The organism is Fodinibius sp. SL11, from assembly GCF_052060035.1.
GTDB lineage: Bacteria > Bacteroidota > Rhodothermia > Balneolales > Balneolaceae > Fodinibius.
In genome coordinates, this window is sequence record NZ_JBPOEA010000016.1 from 44,139 (window position 1) to 60,235 (window position 16,097).

Here is a 16,097-nt window from a genome sequence, read left to right on the forward strand (position 1 = left end):
GCTCATTCTCCAAAAAAGGTATTCCTAAGTAAAATTCACTTTCCAATACAAAACCGTGAAAAAATCGAGTCTAAAATATCTTCAGTAGTAATTTCTCCGGTGATAGTTCCAAGGTCTTTTAAAGCTGATCGTAGATCGATAGAGAGAAAGTCGCCGGTCATTCCCTGATCTAATGCACGTAATGCACTGCGGACATTCTCCTGGGCTTTTTTCAAGGCGTCGCGGTGACGGCTTGAGGTAACCAGTATGCTGGACGAATCATACTCCTTATTTTCTAAGGCACGCTGTTTCATGAGCTTTTTAAGTTCTTCAATCTTTTCATGTTCAAGCGCGGATATTTTTAGATCGTAATTCATGCGTTCATCGTCCACATCCAGTGCAATATCGTTTTTGGTTCCAATCAGTACAAAGGGAGTTTCTCCGGCCGCTTTTTGAAAGCGGGCGATGTCTTCCCGTTCTTCTTGGGTGAGCTCTTTTGACAGATCTTTAAGGTAGACCGCCAGATCAGCTTTTTTGAAAGCCTCTTGCGATCGTTTAACGCCTTCAGCCTCAATGACATCGTCAGTATCGCGAAGTCCGGCCGTATCGGTGAGCTTAAATCGAAGTCCGTCGTAACTCCAGTCTACGTCAATAGTATCGCGTGTAGTACCCGCAATATCGGTAACAATAGCACGCTCTTTGCCTACCAGGGTATTCAGTAGGGTGGATTTTCCGGCGTTAGGAAGCCCTATAAAAACGGTTCGCACGCCGTGTTTAACCAAGCGTCCTGTTTCATATGTGGCCAGCAGATTATCAATTTCCTCATCGAGTTCTTTCAGGATTCGCTCCAGCTCTTCTTTGTCAGCAAACTCAACGTCCTCTTCGACAAAATCGAGCTCGAGTTCCACCATGGCCGTAGCGTCAATAATCTGCTGACGAAACTCCTTAATATGTTCTCCCAGTCGACCCTCCAGCTGCTGGTGGGCGGCATCCAGTGCTTTTTTACTTTTTGCGTGGATGAGATCGGCGACTGCTTCGGCCTGGCTTAGCTCCATTTTTCCATTTAAGAATGCACGCTGAGTGAATTCTCCGGGTTCTGCTGAACGGATACCTAAATCTAATATTGTTTCCAATACCGCTTGAGTTACAAGTACTCCACCGTGACACGAAATTTCTACGGTATCTTCACCGGTGTATGATTTGGGAGAGTGGAAAAGCGTAGCTAATACTTCATCGACAACATTGCCATCTTGATCTACAATATTCCCAAAGTGGACGGTATGCGAATCTTGTTCGGTAAGGTTTTTACCACGAAATGCTTCATTAACTTTTGCTATAGCATTTTTCCCAGAAATACGAATGACGGCAATGCCGCCTTCTCCTACCGGAGTGGCAATCGCTGTGATGGGTTCCTTTTGAGTAATTTGTTGCTGCTCTTTGTGAGAGGTGTTTTTTTGTTTTGTCATAGAAATAAATATAAGGCGTTTTGCATCTTATATCATTCTAATAAAAAACCCTGTCAAAGCTTTAAGCAATGACAGGGTTTAAAATTTAATTTGTTAGAATTTTACTCTACATCGCCCATTAGTTTTTGTACAAAAGGACTTGCAATAAGAGCAATAATGCCGCCTCCGCCTACAATCATGGCAACCCACCAGAAGAGGCTATTTGGAGCAAGTGTTTCAAGTTGACCTGCCATCAATCCTGCAAACAGGTTGCCAACAGCAGCAGCAACAAACCAGATCCCCATCATTTGGCTGACCCTTGTTTTAGGTGCCAACTTGGTCATGGATGAAAGACCTACCGGGGACAAGCAAAGTTCACCGGCCGTATGTAAGAAATAGGTAACAACAAGCCAGGCGGGACTTACAGGGTTTTCAACTGTGGCGTTAGCTGCGCCCCAAGAGAGAACGAAAAATCCGGCAGCAAGGCCAAATAATCCCAAGGCAAATTTAACCGGAATGGAGGGGTTGGCATTGCGCGATGCCAGCCAGGTCCACATGAATCCAAAGATGGGTGCGAAAACAACAATGAAAAAGGGATTAATCAGCTGTAGCGTACTGGCCGGTGTTTCCCATCCAATGCCAATCTGTCGAATCAACCAGTATAAGAAAATGATGATACCGATCGATGAAACAACGACCACTCCTTTGGCAAAATCCCAAAGATCATCCCGTTTAAATACTCGGTATACCACATAAAATAGAGGGATGGCAATTAGAGCCGTTATGATCAGGGCGGTGCCTCCGTCAAGCCAGGCAATATCACCAATGTTTCGATTGGTTAAGTCTTTGGCAAAAAGGTTCAGCGAAGACCCGGCTTGTTCAAATCCGCTCCAGAAAAGGGCTGCAAGAATAAACAGCCAGAAAATGACACCCAGCTTCTTTTGTTCTTCTTTTGTGTGTCCGCCGAAGAAAATGATATAAGCAAAAAAAGCAATGGTAATAGTCACAGCGGCGCCACCAAGATAACCCGCTAAATCTTGCAGGCCAAGGCTTATAACTCCGGAACTCATCAAAAAAGCGAAGGTGACAATAGCGCCCGCAGAAACAGATAAAATAGTGTAGAATTTTCTGCTTCGAGCGTTTAGCACTTCTTGACTTTCACCGGTTTTTAATTCTCCGGCATTGCCCAGAAATTTATATCCGTATTTGTAGGAGATCAGTCCGAGCACCATCCCGAATCCGGCCAGAGAGAATCCCCAGTGCCAGTTGTATCCTTCGCCTAAGACACCGCAGAGCAGGGGTCCTAAGATGGCCCCGAAGTTAATTCCCATATAGAAAATGGAGAATCCAGCATCGCGACGTGCTCCGCCTTCGGGATACAAGTCGCCGACCATGGAGCTAACGTTCGGTTTTAAAAGACCGGTACCGATTACAATGAGTGCTAAACCAAGGTAGAAGAATTCAATCCATGGAACAGCCATACTAAAGTGTCCGGCGGCAATAATGACACCACCTACGAAAACAGCTTTTCGTTGTCCCCAGAGCTTATCGGCAATCCATCCTCCGGGAAGGGAAAGCACGTATACAAAGAATGTGTAAAGTCCGTAAATAGCAGTTGCTTTACCAACACTGAACCCCAAGCCGGGATTACTGGTCATCGTTTCTGCCGTCATATAAAGAACCAAGAGAGCGCGCATCCCGTAATAACTGAAACGCTCCCAAAGCTCGGTAAAAAATAGTGTAGATAGTCCCCGTGGATGACCAAAAAAGTCATTTTTCTGGGCGGTGTCTACCGTCCCTGCTTGTTCGTTTGCCATTGAAACTGGTATTTATTTAGAATTGCAATTCCCAATACAAATAACTTTTACGCCGTGCATGATAATTAAACCGACATAGTGAAGCAACTTTTTCGTCGTTCGCATTATGTAGCACAAATTTTGGTAACCAAATTTAAATTACTGAATACGCAAAACGCTCTATATTTATTACATTTCTCCAAAATCCGAAATAAAAACAGTGGTGATGAGTACAAAAAAAGGCGTTGTTAAAAACATCAAGGCACCAACAGGAAACGAGTTAAATTGCAAAGGCTGGCACCAAGAGGCCGCCCTGCGGATGCTGATGAATAACTTGGATCCCGATGTGGCCGAAAAGCCGGAGGAGTTAATTGTCTATGGTGGAGGAGGGAAGGCCGCCCGAAACTGGGAGTCGTATCACAAAATTGTGGAAACGTTGAAGCGTCTCGAAGATGATGAGACCATGCTGGTGCAGAGCGGTAAGCCGGTGGGCGTATTTCGTACCCATGAAGAAGCACCTCGTGTACTCATTGCTAATGCTCATCTGGTCCCGAAGTGGGCGAATTGGGATGAATTTCGTCGCCTTGATAAAATGGGATTAACCATGTACGGACAGATGACCGCCGGCTCTTGGATATATATTGGCACGCAGGGAATTTTGCAGGGCACCTACGAGACGTTTGCCGAGTGTGCCCGGCAGAAGTTTGGCGGTACGTTACAAGGACAGTTGGTCGTTACAGCAGGACTTGGAGGTATGGGAGGTGCACAACCGCTGGCCGCTACCATGAACGGTGCTTCGTTTATCGGAATCGAAGTAGATGAGCATCACATCGACCGGCGCGTGGAAACCGGCTATTGCGATGTAAAATGCACGAACCTGGATGAAGCGCTCGAAAAAGCGCTGGATGCCAAAGAGAAAGGCGAAGCGCTTTCGATAGGATTGTTGGGAAATGTGGCAGAGGTTTTACCCAAGATGCTGGAGAAAGGTGTTATCCCCGACGTATTGACCGACCAGACTTCGGCCCACGACCTGCAATTGGGATACATCCCGGCCGGAATGTCGCTGGAGGAAGCGGCCGAGGAGCGGGAGCTCAATCCAAAGATGTACCAAGATGCGGTGCTTGACTCGATGGTGACACATGTAGAAACCATGCTGAAGATGCAGAAGAAGGGAGCAATTACCTTTGATTATGGTAATAACCTGCGCGGTCAGGTAGCTGATCATCGCGGAATGGATGAGGCGTTCAACTTTCCGGGATTTGTCCCTGCATTCGTGCGCCCGTTGTTTTGTCGAGGATCTGGGCCGTTTCGCTGGGCGGCGCTTTCAGGCAATCCCGAGGATATTTATACGACGGACCAAGCTGTTTTGGATACTTTTCCCCAAAAAGAATCGCTTAACCGTTGGATCCGAAAAGCACAGGATCAAGTGCAGTTTCAGGGTCTGCCGTCGCGCATCTGCTGGCTGGAATATGGCGAACGTGCTGAGATGGGAGCGAAGTTTAACTGGCTCGTAAAAAAAGGAAAAGTAGATGCGCCATTGGTTATTGGCCGCGACCATCTGGATACCGGTTCGGTCGCATCGCCTAACCGCGAGACCGAAGATATGAAAGACGGCTCCGACGCTATTGCCGACTGGCCACTGCTGAATGCGATGCTTAATACGGCAAGTGGTGCCAGCTGGGTGTCGCTGCATCACGGCGGCGGGGTTGGTATCGGATATTCCATCCATGCCGGAATGGTGTGTGTGGCTGATGGTACCGATATGGCCGATGAACGGCTCGAGCGCGTGCTTACCAATGACCCTGGCAGTGGGGTTATGCGTCACGCTGATGCCGGCTACGATGAAGCCATTAAAACGGCCAAAGAGCGGGGTGTGGATCTGCCGATGGTGGATTAACAAAAATAGGTGGTTTTGCTGATGATGCGTGATGCCCATTCGATTATTGCAAGCCACAATCGAATGGCCATCTCAAGGTCATATTTCCCCTCCATAAATGGCACATGTTCGCCTGTTTATGAGACCTTGGTCATTTTTGGGAAGTGAACATCATCGGAATGGGTTGTTCTGATGGCGTAATCTTTTTCCCATAAAATAATAGTACTGGTATAGATAAGTTTGGGACCAATTTTTTGTAGGTCTCATCATAATATTCGGATATGCTAAACGCACGATTCGAAAATTCATAATTGGGATTGTTGACCTGTGCCATCACTAAATCCATTATGTTGTAATTTTCTGGATTTGCATAGCGAAATTTCCAAAACAGATTTTTTTCTAGAGCAATTTGAAAAAGAGGCATCAATCGATCGAGGGGATATTTTGTTTCATCTAAGTACTGATCCCGTTCTTCAGATGGAATATCCAACATGTCAAGCGCGTAGTGGATCATATCACTAATACTTTCATTCAGGGAAAGGGTAGATGCTACCATCATCATTCCGCGAATAGCTTCAGGGTATTACTTGGCATGGATTATTTGCAGAATACCACACAAAAGTGATCAATGAATCGATTTTAAGAGGTTGTCGTACCTCTTCGAAATCACGTGCCATTCGATTAAGGGAATAGTCACTATTTGCAGCAGAACCCGATCGTCCCGACCCGCGTTGGTCAAGGTAAATCATGGTAAAATAATTTTCCAAGTTTTCCCCGTATAGTTTCTCCATCCAGTATGAACCTACACCCGGCCGTGGATGTACAAGCAGGGAGGGCCGTTGCCGCGGACGTTGACAAAAAGTTCTGTACCATTGGAAACTGTGATACGCAGGGAATCCTTTGGAATTTGGTTCAAAGCATTAGAGGATTGAATAACGCATAGCAGATAAAATAAAACGGTGACAAAGAAAGATAGGAAGGGTCGCATCTCTTGAATAGCTAATGATTATTGATGAAATCAAATACGGAAATTCTACATTCAGATGTTATTTTTTTGATGAATTATTCTGTTATAATGGAGTGCAAAAGAAATCAATACTGATCTATTTTATGACAAAATCCATTCCCAGCCGAATACTTCCGGTCATAGTTTTTGCCCAGTTTGCCGGAACTTCGCTCTGGTTTGCAGGGAATGCCGTAATTCCGGATCTGGTGCAAGAGCTACAGCTTACAGAGATGGCAGTGGGATATATCACCTCGGCAGTACAATTCGGATTTATTATCGGTACACTGGTCTTTGCTTTTCTAAGTGTAGCGGATCGTATTTCTCCCGGCAAGGTATTTTTGTGGTGTGCGGTCCTCGGAGCCGGTGCCAATGTTCTTACTGTTTATAGCAGTACATTCTCTCTTTTGATGTTGAGCAGATTTGCAACTGGATCTTTTCTGGCCGGCATTTATCCGGTGGGGATGAAGATAGCTTCCGACTGGCACAAAGAAGGACTTGGGAAGGCCTTGGGCTATCTGGTGGGGGCATTGGTTGTAGGGACCGCATTCCCCCATTTAATCAAGTATATGAGTGCTGACTTACCGTGGAAAGTGATTCTATTTGCTACATCCTGCTTTGCCACTGCAGGAGGAGTGTTACTTTATTTTGCTGTACCGGATGGTCCCTATCAAGGTAAAAAGGGTGAATTTAAGCCGTCGGCAGTTATTAAATTGTTTAAAAACAGAAATTTCCGATCAGCAGCATTGGGCTACTTTGGTCACATGTGGGAGTTGTACACCTTTTGGGCCTTTGTCCCATTAATGATCGGATATTATGGGCAGTTGAATGAGGTGCCGGCAGGGAGTATCTCTTTGTGGTCATTTGCAGTGATTGGTGTTGGAGGCATCAGTTGTGCTGTAGGCGGACACTGGTCACTCTCAATTGGTAGCAAAAAAGTGGCACTTTTCTCGCTGATTGGCTCTGGTCTCTGTTGTCTGGCCCTGCCCCTTTTTGTTGGGCTGCCGTTTGCATTGTTTATCACATTCTTGTTTGCCTGGGGACTGTTTGTGGTGTCTGATTCACCACAGTTTTCAAGGCTTGTAGCCCACTCCTCGGACTCGAATTATGTCGCCACGGGACTTACTATAGTCAACAGCATTGGCTTTGCAGTCACTATTATCAGCATCCAACTCACAAATCTGTTATGGGCGCAGTGGCAGGATCCGCTGGTGTTTCTGGTGATGGTAGCTGGACCAGTTTTGGGAGCAATATCAATAGGGAGATATCAGGAGCAAGTTGCTGCTATATAAACCTCCTTTATAAGGTTTAAAGGGTTAAAGTCTTTAGGCTTACCTTTCTAAGGGTGAGTCTATTTTTTGGGCAATTCCAATTCTAATTAAATAGTCCTGCAACCCAGACCTTAAGTTTTCGTTTACTATATTGATCAATCAATATGAAATATAGCCTATGGAAACTATTCTACTTGTCGTTGGATCGTTCTTAATTTTCGCTGGCCTTATTGGCTCATTCCTGCCTGTTGTGCCCGGAACACCGGTAACTTATTGCGGATTGCTTGTTTTACAAATAGCTAACCAACCTTTTACAACCACATTTTTAGTAGTCTGGGCTCTTATCGTTGTGGCTATTATGATTTTGGATAACGTGATTCCCGCCTACGGCACAAAAAAGTTTGGCGGATCACTGTATGGCATTTGGGGCAGCCTGTTGGGTATGGTGATCGGGATATTTTTCTTTCCTCCCTTTGGAATAATATTAGGACCACTTCTGGGGGCTTTTGCTGGAGAACTTATTGGTGGAAAAACCTCGGATCGCGCACTAAAATCGGCGATCGGATCCTTTGCAGGATTGCTGGTAAATACCCTGATGAAAGTAATAGCCAGCGGAGTGATGGCGTATTACTTTGTGATAAATACATTTTAATTATTCAGGCTTTTGGAAGATGATGACTCGGTCAGCCGGAAACTCAACCGATGCATTCCAGTGATTGGCAAGCCAGTGAAAGGTTTCCTGGGTATAAAATGTAACGTGCGTGATATCCAGCCGGTAATGCCAATGGGCAAAAAAGTCGACATTATCTTCTGCAATTTTAGTCATGATGCCTAAATAACCTCCCGGCCGCAAGCATTTCCACAATCGATCTAATTCCTGGCCTGGGTTAAAAAGGTGCTCAACGACTTCAGTGGCTGTGATGAAATCATATTTTTCTTCAAAGACAGATTTATCGTTATCGTAAAACAAATCATAAATACGCATCTCGTGACCTGCTTCTTCAAATATCAGGTTGAGGGTAGGGCCGGGGCCTGATCCGAAGTCGAGCCCTTTGCTTCCCGGTTCTAATAACGCATTGAGAGGCTCAAAAAGTTGGTTCAGAAAATTCCGGTAGCCTTCATCTTGGGGGTCATTGTCGTGGGTTTCATATCGGGCAAGCTCTTCTTTTCGGTCTGGTCGGTCTTTTGACGGGGCAAAAATCAATCCGCAGTTTTGGCATTGGTAGTACACCGATGCATGATGCTCAGAGGTATCTTCATAAAAATAATCAATTTTTGAGCATTTACAGAGTATGCAGTATCCGGGAATCAAGGTATTATGTTTCGATTGGGATATATTGATAGGCGAAAGAAAAGATACAAAAAACACAATTGGGATGGGGCAAAAGACCTCGTATTTTAAGAAATATCGGGAACAAAAAAGCAATACAGTGAATATTACCATAGCCAATTTGTATGACGACCTTACCCAAAGCATTAACCATCTAAAGAGAGATAAAACAGCCCTTAGAAATGCCCGTTTGGTGGTGGAAAATGCGCTTGATCGTGATGAGCCGATGTACGGCATCAATACTGGATTTGGGGCACTTGCTAACAAACGGGTAGATGGGGAAGAGCTTAAGCAGTTGCAACGCAATCTTATTTTATCTCATTCGGTGGGAGTGGGCGAATTGATTCCCAAAGATATATCCCGACTGATGCTACAGCTTAAAATCCATGCGTTGGGACTGGGCAATTCCGGAATTTCAGAAGAGACCTTTGATCGCTTGATCTATTTTTCTGACCATGATCTGATTCCTGCCATGCCCGAAAAGGGCAGTGTGGGGGCCTCGGGAGATTTGGCTCCTTTGGCCCATATGTCGTTGCCGCTGCTGGGGTATGGGTTGTTTTGGAATGCTGATGGATCAGATACGATTCCTGCCGAGAAAGTGCTGAATGAACACGATTTGGAACCTATCGATCTGCAAGCTAAAGATGGGCTTTCCCTGATTAACGGCACCCAGCTGATGGGGGCTTATGGCGCGTATGTGCTTGAAAAGTCGCTGAGCTTATTGAAAGCTGCTGATCTCATTTCGGCTATGAGTCTGGAGGCGTTGCAAGGAAGCATAAAGCCGTTTGATGAGCGCATTCACGAAATTCGTCCGCATAAAGGTCAGCAGGAGGTAGCTAATAATGTACGAGAGTTGTTGGTGGAAAGTGAGATTTTAGAGTCACATCGTGACTGCGGAAAAGTGCAAGATCCGTACTGTTTGCGATGCGTCCCACAGGTGCATGGCGCCAGCCGCGATGGACTGCGTTACTGCCGACAGAGCATTGAAACAGAGCTTAATTCGGTAACCGATAATCCCCTCGTTTTTGAGGATGGTGATATCATCAGTGGTGGGAATTTTCATGGCCAGCCCTTGGCGCTGGCGTTAGATCACGCCAAAATTGCTCTGGCAGAACTGGCCAGTATTTCTGAGCGACGAACGTATTTGCTGCTCGAAGGCCATGATGGATTGCCGGAGCTATTGATGCAAGAAACGGGCATTAATTCAGGATTTATGATTCCGCAATACACCTCGGCTTCTTTAGTATCCGAAAACAAGGTACTGTGCCATCCTTCTTCGGTAGATTCGATTCCCACAAGCTTGGGGCAGGAAGACCATGTAAGTATGGGGAGTATCAGTGCATTGAAGCTGTTAGAGGTCTATCAAAATGTGGAACAGGTATTAGCTATTGAATTGTTTACCGCTGCGCAGGCGTTGGATTTTCGCAAGCCATTACGACCGGGTCGCGGCGTAGAAATAGCCCATGAGTTTGTACGCGATGCGATACCGCACGCCGAGGAGGATCACTATTTTAAGGATGATATCAGCAAGGCGGTTGAGTTGCTGCAAAATAGAAGCATGGTACAAGAAGTAGAAAAGAAGCTGACTGAATTAATATAATTTAAATTTTCAGGGTACCGAGGCGGTGCCCGGTGTCTTTAGGACAATAAATTAGTTCTCATCCACTTTTTTTAATCCCTCAAAATCCGTCATTAAGTTAACCGGACGAGGAAAGGAGATTACGTACGCATCCTCATGGAAATTAGTCATAATCTGTTGGATATTTGAGGCATCCTCAAATTCCGTAAGTACACCAATTAACACTTCATAGTACCGCTTACGCTTGATGATAAAAATCTTTTCTTCAGCATTTTGTAAGGAATCGTTTAGCTGATCCATAGCATATTTTCTAACGCGTTGGGCAGGCAACAACGCATATGAGGCAAAAATTTGCACGTAATGACCGGCCGGGAGTAATTCTGCTTTTCCTGTTTCTTGGTTTACGGCAACGGGATTAATCGATCCTTTAAGGTTGGCAAAAGCTTGTTCAAGATCGTCCATTCGTTGTTCAAGGCGATCCATGCGCACATTCAGGGAATCAATGGCCGCACGATTGTCTTGAATGGTGGAATCGTGCTTTTGGTCGTTTTGGTCACTTCGTTTTTCCAGTTCTTCAAGCTGCGTATTTAATGTGTTGATGCGATCAACCTGGGCTACGAACAGCTCGTAATCCGATTGGCTTAAATCGGCCGGGAAAGGTTTCCATGAGGGGTGAATGGCGTTAGTTTTTCCAAAATTGATGCGGACTCCTGCAGTGAGTGCATTGATCATATCAGCACCCCAGCCTTCAGTATCATTATCCATTTCATTTGATCCAATATGAAAATCGTAGTGGGTAAACAGATCAACTGTGTTGGTAAGTTTGTATGCGATGCCGGCTCCCAGATTGTAACTTGAATTATGGTTATAGATTTTTTCAGTGGCAAGACGATAATTGTACATGTCGTAACCAACACCGGCGGTTAAAAACGGGTTAATGCGCTCAGTGATCAAGTTGATCATTAGAAGTTGATTAAGATTGATAATATTTCGGAATGCGATCATATTCACCTTCGTCTCAAACGGAGAGTCTAATCCTTTAATATCTGTTCGTTGATAACCGAGTTCGAGCGACCAGGCTGGGGTTAAGGCGTACTGTAAGCTACCTCCAAACGAATAGGAGTCTTTGGTGTTAAGACTGAAATTACTCGACAAAAAGTATTCGTTTCTGTTGGTATCTCCCAGGCTTGCGCCTCCGTTAACCGCGATGCTGAACTTTCGAAATTCATAGTCGGAATAACTTTGAGAATAAACCAAGATTGGAATAAAACCTATGATGAATAGTAATAGAAATCTCTTGTTGATTAAATAAGCCATGGTAATTTCCCTCTAAAAAGCCGTTGATATTCCTTTTTGTTATGCCCTCTCTTTTTGGCATCTGTCTGATAGAAAAGCTACGCAGAAGTAAGGATATAGTCATGTTTGAATCTTCTAATAAATCGGGCTATTTGTTATTTTGTTGACCGTGGTTTAGAATAGAAATTTTGGCTAACTAATCAGCAAAATATGCCAGTACTAACAAACATCGGATTTTTGGCAACGTGTAAAGATCAAGGGGCGCAAGATGAGATCCATCCCATAAAAAATGCGGCTATCGCCTGGAAGAATGATACCATAGAATGGGTAGGGCGTGAAAAGAATCTGCCCGAAAAATATGCCAACGAACAACAATTTGACGCGGACGGGAAGATGGTTATTCCCGGACTTGTTGACTGTCATACGCACTTGGCATTTGGCGGATGGCGGCCTGATGAATTTGCGATGCGGGTGCAGGGAAAAAGTTATCTTGAGATAGCAAAAGCCGGTGGTGGAATCCTTTCTACAGTAAAAGACACCCGGAAAGCCACTGAAGATGAGTTGTATGATAAGGCAGCCGGATTTTTAAAAGAGATGGCTAAGCTGGGGGTAACCACCGTGGAATGCAAGAGTGGGTATGGATTATCCGTAGAGGAGGAGTTAAAAATACTGCGCGTATATCGGCGGTTGGCCGAGGAGCAGCCTTTGGGAGTCGTATCCACCTTTTTGGGAGCCCACACTATTCCGCCCGAATATAAAGACGATCGCGAAAGTTATATTGATTTAGTAGTTGATGAAATGATACCGGCCGTTGCCGAGCAAAAGCTGGCTGATTTTTGTGATATTTTTGCCGAGGAATCGGCTTTTACCATAGATGAATCGCAGCGAATTTTAATGGCAGCCAAGGCTGCGGGATTGACACCCAAGCTCCATGCCGATCAGTTGACCTCGTGCGGTGGGGCCGAGTTGGCGGCAGAAGTAGGGGCGGCCAGTGCAGATCATCTGGAGAAGATTTCGGATGAAGGCATTGAGGCGATGGCGAAAGCAGGAGTGGTGGGAGTTACCTTGCCACTGGCGTCACTCTACACGCAAGAAGAATTTCTGGATTGTCGCCGTTTAGTAACAGGTGGAGTAGATGTTGCGGTAGCTACTGATTTTAATCCCGGTTCGGCGCCCAGTTACGACTTGCCACTGGCGATGATGTTGACCTGTAATCATGGACGGTTAACACCCGATGAAGTGCTGAAGGGAGCGACAATATATGCAGCCAAGGCCGTTAAAAGAGATGTAAGGCTGGGTTCTATTGAACAAGGGAAACAGGCCGATTTTGCGATTATTGATGCCCCGGATCCTAACTTTTGGATGTATCATTATAAAGGGGGGCAATGCTTAAGAAGTTTCAAAAAAGGTCGAGAATTACTCAGGAGTTGATAATGGCTAATCTGATGGATATGTCCGATAATTTTGAGGCGGATAAAAAAAATGGGACAATCCTGTTTTGTGATATCCGCAATTTTACTCACTTATTTGAAGAAGAGGATCCGCTTAAGGCCGTTGCTTTTGCCAATTCTGTATTGGCGGAATTGGGGACGGTAGTTGAGCAAGGCGGCGGTGCGGTAGATCGTTTTACGGGCGATGGTTTTTTGGCTCATTTTGGAGTGCTACAGGCTGATGACTCTCACATCCAAAGTGCATGCAAAGTCGCTATTGAAATGCGGTCTGCACTACAGCAGATAAACACGCAACGGTACTTAGACGTAGAAAGTGTGGTATCTATTGGGATTGGCATCCATAGTGGGGAGGTGGCCTATGGTGAAATTAAGACGGAGCAAATAAATCAAAAAACCGTATTGGGGGATGTGGTGAATACGGCGGCGCGTATTGAAAGGTTGACCAAACATTTTTCGGTAGATATTTTGTTATCAAACAGTAGTTATAGGTGGGTGAAAGAGGATTTTAATTTCCGGAAAATGCCCGCCCGAAAGATCAGTGGAAAAAAGAATCAGATTACCACTCACTGGTTATTACCAATGAACTAATGGCAAAAAATAGTTTCAACAACAAATGGATATAACAGTAGAAGATGGAAGTCAGATAAGTGAAGAAGCGGTAGAAGAGTTAAAAAAACATGCGGATATGATCGAGTGTGAATGTCCGGCACGTCTGATGGAGATCTTAGAAGAGGTACGTAATTTTACAAAATATACCGAGAACTGCATCGAGAAATACCCCGAGGATAAAGCCACACATAAATGGCTTAAGTCCTCATCCATGAACATCGATCAGCTGTTATCAACTACTCTTATTCAGCTGGCTCGTTACGAGGGATTTATTAATGAGGATAATGAAATTGTGGATCGTGATATTGAAGATTAAGTTCACGCAATTTCGCATTGAAAAACGTGGGTGTTCCCCTACATCATTTGTGGAACTGAATTCGCTTTGGTGTCGTAGAAATGGAATAACTAAACTCCTTTAAAGATGAGATCTTATGGCACCAAAAATAATGCGGAAAATGAAGAATGCCGTTGCATTGTTTAAAATACCGGCGAAGAAATTGAGTAGAGCAAAAACATTTTATGAGTCCATCTTTGATATTAAGATGGAGGATATGGAAATGGATAACGACTGCCATCGAATGTTTGCCTGTGTACTTTACCGGCAATATGATTAGCCGTTGGGAGAGGTCACTCTTTTTAGGATATTATGTAGCCTTCACACTATATTTGATTTTAACAGCAACAGGGCATCATCTACTACCCGTATTTAACTTGGTTGTTGGGTGGTTTGTGTTTCCGATGACGGTGATTACCGGCATTGGGATACTGCTTAAAGAATTCAGAAAAATTAATTAGTCACTTATGCCAGATTTAACCAAAGTTTCGACCGATATTCCTGAAAGAGTAGATAATGATTCCCGTATTGGTCATCTGTTGGGTTCCAACCTCAATAAAGAAGAACTACCGAAGGCTGTAATCATTGGTTTTCCATCCGATAAGGGGGTTGCCATTAATGGCGGACGTACCGGCGCGGCGGATGCGCCTGAGGCTATTCGCGAGCAGTTGTATAAGATGACGCCCGACCCTGAAAATTATAATCCTTTTGTGGATTTAATTGGTGCTATTAAAGATGTGGGCGATTTGAATATCCGTTACGAGGTGGAAGAGGATCAGAAAAATCTGGGGCAGGTGTTAGCGGGTTATTTGGAGCAGGGCATAATTCCAATTATCCTTGGAGGAGGACACGAAACGGCCTTCGGACATTTTTCGGGATATGCAGAGGCGGGCTATAAAACCGCTATTTTTAATTTGGATGCGCACACAGATGTACGTTCCCTCAAAGAAGGGAGGGCCCATTCCGGGTCTCCGTTTCGTCAGGCCATAGAACACGAAAGTGAATGCGCCGAAATGTATCTGGTCGCTGGATTGCAACCTCATTCTGTAGCCAGATCGCATTTGCAGTATGTTAAAGAATCCGGTGGAGATTATTTGCTGCGGGATGAAACGAACATCACCTCTATTTCAGGGTTCTTTCATCAGCATGAGAGTGATCGGCTGATGGTTACCTTCGATATGGATGCCGTGGATCAATCCCAGGCGCCGGGTGTTAGTGCTCCCTGTGCCAATGGGTTGCCTGCTGATTTATGGTTGACGGTCGCATATCTGGCGGGTCGCAACGAGCAGGTCACCTCCTTTGATTTGTCGGAGGTGAACCCGCGCCACGATCGTGATAATCAAACAGCAAAGCTGGCAGCTCTTACCATTTGGAACTTTTTGCTGGGATTAAGTCAGCGGTAGAAAAAAACAAAAAATATGGACGGGAAGGGTTAGCTTAGATTGAAAGTCTATTCGGCACTATTGGTTTTCTTTACTGCTCTGCTTGCCGACTTGCTATTTCGATAAATTTTGTGCCGACGGAACCTTCTGTGCACCGGTTTTGTAGTTATCTGTTGAATATCAATAGACAGATAGGGAAGATTTATGTACAGACTTCACCAAGAACAAATTTTAAACATTTCATCCGAAGAACTGTGGGATTTTATATCGCATCCGGCTAATCTGAATGAGATTACGCCCCCGGAACTTGATTTTACGATCATCAGTGACGTGCCGGAGAAAATGTATAACGGCTTGCTGGTCGAGTATGATGTGAAGCTCCCTTTGTTGGGACATTCGGAATGGGTAACGGAAATAAAGCATATTGTTCCCGGAAAAGAGTTTGTTGATGAGCAGCGGATTGGACCGTATCGCTTTTGGTATCACTATCATAAAATAGAAGAGGTAGAGTCGGGGGTTAAGATGATTGATGAGGTGAGTTATGTACCCCCGTATGGCATATTGGGTAAAGTCGCGAATAGCCTACTGATCAGAAATAAGCTGCGCGATATTTTTGAATACCGAAAGCAAGTACTGCATCATCGCTACAATACCAAAAAGGCGGAAATAGAATACGGATGACACTGACCTGATTTCCCAGATTTAAATCTTTAAAAGATATCTACAAAGACCTTTTTAATCTGCCT

General features: G+C 44.8%; 16 protein-coding genes. 10 read left to right on the forward strand and 6 right to left on the reverse strand.

Translation table 11 applies throughout. From position 1 onward, the window contains the following. Nucleotides 1-35 precede the first annotated feature (35 nt). Complete coding sequence (gene mnmE / locus ACQ76V_RS13845; protein WP_441001100.1) at nt 36-1,445, reverse strand: tRNA uridine-5-carboxymethylaminomethyl(34) synthesis GTPase MnmE; 1,410 nt, start codon at nt 1,443-1,445, stop codon at nt 36-38. Nucleotides 1,446-1,546: 101 nt separating this feature from the next. Then, on the reverse strand, nt 1,547-3,241 hold the full coding sequence (locus ACQ76V_RS13850) for a peptide MFS transporter (protein ID WP_441001101.1): 1,695 nt from the start codon (nt 3,239-3,241) through the stop codon (nt 1,547-1,549). Nucleotides 3,242-3,446: 205 nt separating this feature from the next. On the opposite strand from ACQ76V_RS13850, the gene hutU reads away from it, so the two are divergent. Further along, nucleotides 3,447-5,117 (forward strand): urocanate hydratase, encoded by a 1,671-nt coding sequence (gene hutU / locus ACQ76V_RS13855; RefSeq protein WP_441001102.1) that lies wholly within the window; start codon nt 3,447-3,449, stop codon nt 5,115-5,117. A 130-nt stretch (nt 5,118-5,247) separates the two neighbouring features. Here the strand turns inward: hutU and ACQ76V_RS13860 are convergent, their stop codons facing one another. Both ACQ76V_RS13860 and ACQ76V_RS13865 read right to left on the reverse strand, forming a co-directional pair. Then, on the reverse strand, nt 5,248-5,658 hold the full coding sequence (locus ACQ76V_RS13860; RefSeq protein WP_441001103.1) for a hypothetical protein: 411 nt from the start codon (nt 5,656-5,658) through the stop codon (nt 5,248-5,250). A gap of 13 nt (nt 5,659-5,671) precedes the next feature. After that, a complete protein-coding gene (locus ACQ76V_RS13865) occupies nt 5,672-5,926 on the reverse strand; it encodes an alpha/beta fold hydrolase (RefSeq protein ID WP_441001126.1) in 255 nt (84 codons plus the stop codon). A 280-nt stretch (nt 5,927-6,206) separates the two neighbouring features. Here ACQ76V_RS13865 and ACQ76V_RS13870 point away from each other — a divergent pair, with 280 nt between their 5' ends. After that, nucleotides 6,207-7,391 (forward strand): MFS transporter, encoded by a 1,185-nt coding sequence (locus tag ACQ76V_RS13870; protein ID WP_441001104.1) that lies wholly within the window; start codon nt 6,207-6,209, stop codon nt 7,389-7,391. 157 nt (nt 7,392-7,548) lie between these two features. Continuing rightward, nucleotides 7,549-8,022 (forward strand): DUF456 domain-containing protein, encoded by a 474-nt coding sequence (locus ACQ76V_RS13875; protein WP_441001105.1) that lies wholly within the window; start codon nt 7,549-7,551, stop codon nt 8,020-8,022. Here ACQ76V_RS13875 and ACQ76V_RS13880 read toward each other — a convergent pair whose 3' ends face one another. Beyond that, entirely contained in the window at nt 8,023-8,682 is a 660-nt protein-coding gene (locus tag ACQ76V_RS13880; protein ID WP_441001106.1) for a class I SAM-dependent methyltransferase, read from the reverse strand. A gap of 64 nt (nt 8,683-8,746) precedes the next feature. Here ACQ76V_RS13880 and hutH point away from each other — a divergent pair, with 64 nt between their 5' ends. Then, nucleotides 8,747-10,300, forward strand: coding sequence for a histidine ammonia-lyase (gene hutH / locus ACQ76V_RS13885; protein ID WP_441001107.1), 1,554 nt, complete (start codon nt 8,747-8,749; stop codon nt 10,298-10,300). Nucleotides 10,301-10,351: 51 nt separating this feature from the next. Here the strand turns inward: hutH and ACQ76V_RS13890 are convergent, their stop codons facing one another. Continuing rightward, on the reverse strand, nt 10,352-11,596 hold the full coding sequence (locus ACQ76V_RS13890; protein WP_441001108.1) for a hypothetical protein: 1,245 nt from the start codon (nt 11,594-11,596) through the stop codon (nt 10,352-10,354). A 189-nt stretch (nt 11,597-11,785) separates the two neighbouring features. On the opposite strand from ACQ76V_RS13890, the gene hutI reads away from it, so the two are divergent. From hutI to ACQ76V_RS13920, 6 genes are all read left to right on the forward strand, one after another. Continuing rightward, nucleotides 11,786-13,006: an imidazolonepropionase gene (hutI, locus tag ACQ76V_RS13895; RefSeq protein WP_441001109.1), complete on the forward strand. Its 1,221-nt coding sequence runs from the start codon at nt 11,786-11,788 to the stop codon at nt 13,004-13,006. Nucleotides 13,007-13,026: 20 nt separating this feature from the next. Next, nucleotides 13,027-13,614 carry an adenylate/guanylate cyclase domain-containing protein gene (locus ACQ76V_RS13900; RefSeq protein ID WP_441001110.1) on the forward strand — a complete coding sequence of 196 codons (588 nt, stop codon included), beginning with the start codon at nt 13,027-13,029 and terminating at the stop codon, nt 13,612-13,614. A 25-nt stretch (nt 13,615-13,639) separates the two neighbouring features. Next, a complete protein-coding gene (locus ACQ76V_RS13905) occupies nt 13,640-13,951 on the forward strand; it encodes a hypothetical protein (RefSeq protein WP_441001111.1) in 312 nt (103 codons plus the stop codon). Nucleotides 13,952-14,066: 115 nt separating this feature from the next. Then, nucleotides 14,067-14,249, forward strand: a complete 183-nt coding sequence (locus ACQ76V_RS13910) for a hypothetical protein (RefSeq protein ID WP_441001112.1) — start codon at nt 14,067-14,069, stop codon at nt 14,247-14,249. A gap of 187 nt (nt 14,250-14,436) precedes the next feature. Further along, nucleotides 14,437-15,372 carry a formimidoylglutamase gene (locus tag ACQ76V_RS13915; RefSeq protein WP_441001113.1) on the forward strand — a complete coding sequence of 312 codons (936 nt, stop codon included), beginning with the start codon at nt 14,437-14,439 and terminating at the stop codon, nt 15,370-15,372. A 183-nt stretch (nt 15,373-15,555) separates the two neighbouring features. Continuing rightward, nucleotides 15,556-16,032: an SRPBCC family protein gene (locus ACQ76V_RS13920; protein WP_441001114.1), complete on the forward strand. Its 477-nt coding sequence runs from the start codon at nt 15,556-15,558 to the stop codon at nt 16,030-16,032. Nucleotides 16,033-16,097: the final 65 nt, after the last annotated feature.

Excerpts from the sequence above, each read along its gene's own strand:
- mnmE (WP_441001100.1), bottom strand. The coding sequence starts at position 1,445 with ATGACAAAACAAAAAAACACCTCTCACAAAGAGCAGCAACAAATTACT.
- ACQ76V_RS13850 (WP_441001101.1), bottom strand. The coding sequence starts at position 3,241 with ATGGCAAACGAACAAGCAGGGACGGTAGACACCGCCCAGAAAAATGAC.
- hutU (WP_441001102.1), top strand. The coding sequence starts at position 3,447 with ATGAGTACAAAAAAAGGCGTTGTTAAAAACATCAAGGCACCAACAGGA.
- ACQ76V_RS13860 (WP_441001103.1), bottom strand. The coding sequence starts at position 5,658 with ATGATGATGGTAGCATCTACCCTTTCCCTGAATGAAAGTATTAGTGAT.
- ACQ76V_RS13870 (WP_441001104.1), top strand. The coding sequence starts at position 6,207 with ATGACAAAATCCATTCCCAGCCGAATACTTCCGGTCATAGTTTTTGCC.
- ACQ76V_RS13875 (WP_441001105.1), top strand. The coding sequence starts at position 7,549 with ATGGAAACTATTCTACTTGTCGTTGGATCGTTCTTAATTTTCGCTGGC.
- hutH (WP_441001107.1), top strand. The coding sequence starts at position 8,747 with ATGGGGCAAAAGACCTCGTATTTTAAGAAATATCGGGAACAAAAAAGC.
- ACQ76V_RS13890 (WP_441001108.1), bottom strand. The coding sequence starts at position 11,596 with ATGGCTTATTTAATCAACAAGAGATTTCTATTACTATTCATCATAGGT.
- hutI (WP_441001109.1), top strand. The coding sequence starts at position 11,786 with ATGCCAGTACTAACAAACATCGGATTTTTGGCAACGTGTAAAGATCAA.
- ACQ76V_RS13900 (WP_441001110.1), top strand. The coding sequence starts at position 13,027 with ATGTCCGATAATTTTGAGGCGGATAAAAAAAATGGGACAATCCTGTTT.
- ACQ76V_RS13905 (WP_441001111.1), top strand. The coding sequence starts at position 13,640 with ATGGATATAACAGTAGAAGATGGAAGTCAGATAAGTGAAGAAGCGGTA.
- ACQ76V_RS13910 (WP_441001112.1), top strand. The coding sequence starts at position 14,067 with ATGGCACCAAAAATAATGCGGAAAATGAAGAATGCCGTTGCATTGTTT.
- ACQ76V_RS13915 (WP_441001113.1), top strand. The coding sequence starts at position 14,437 with ATGCCAGATTTAACCAAAGTTTCGACCGATATTCCTGAAAGAGTAGAT.
- ACQ76V_RS13920 (WP_441001114.1), top strand. The coding sequence starts at position 15,556 with ATGTACAGACTTCACCAAGAACAAATTTTAAACATTTCATCCGAAGAA.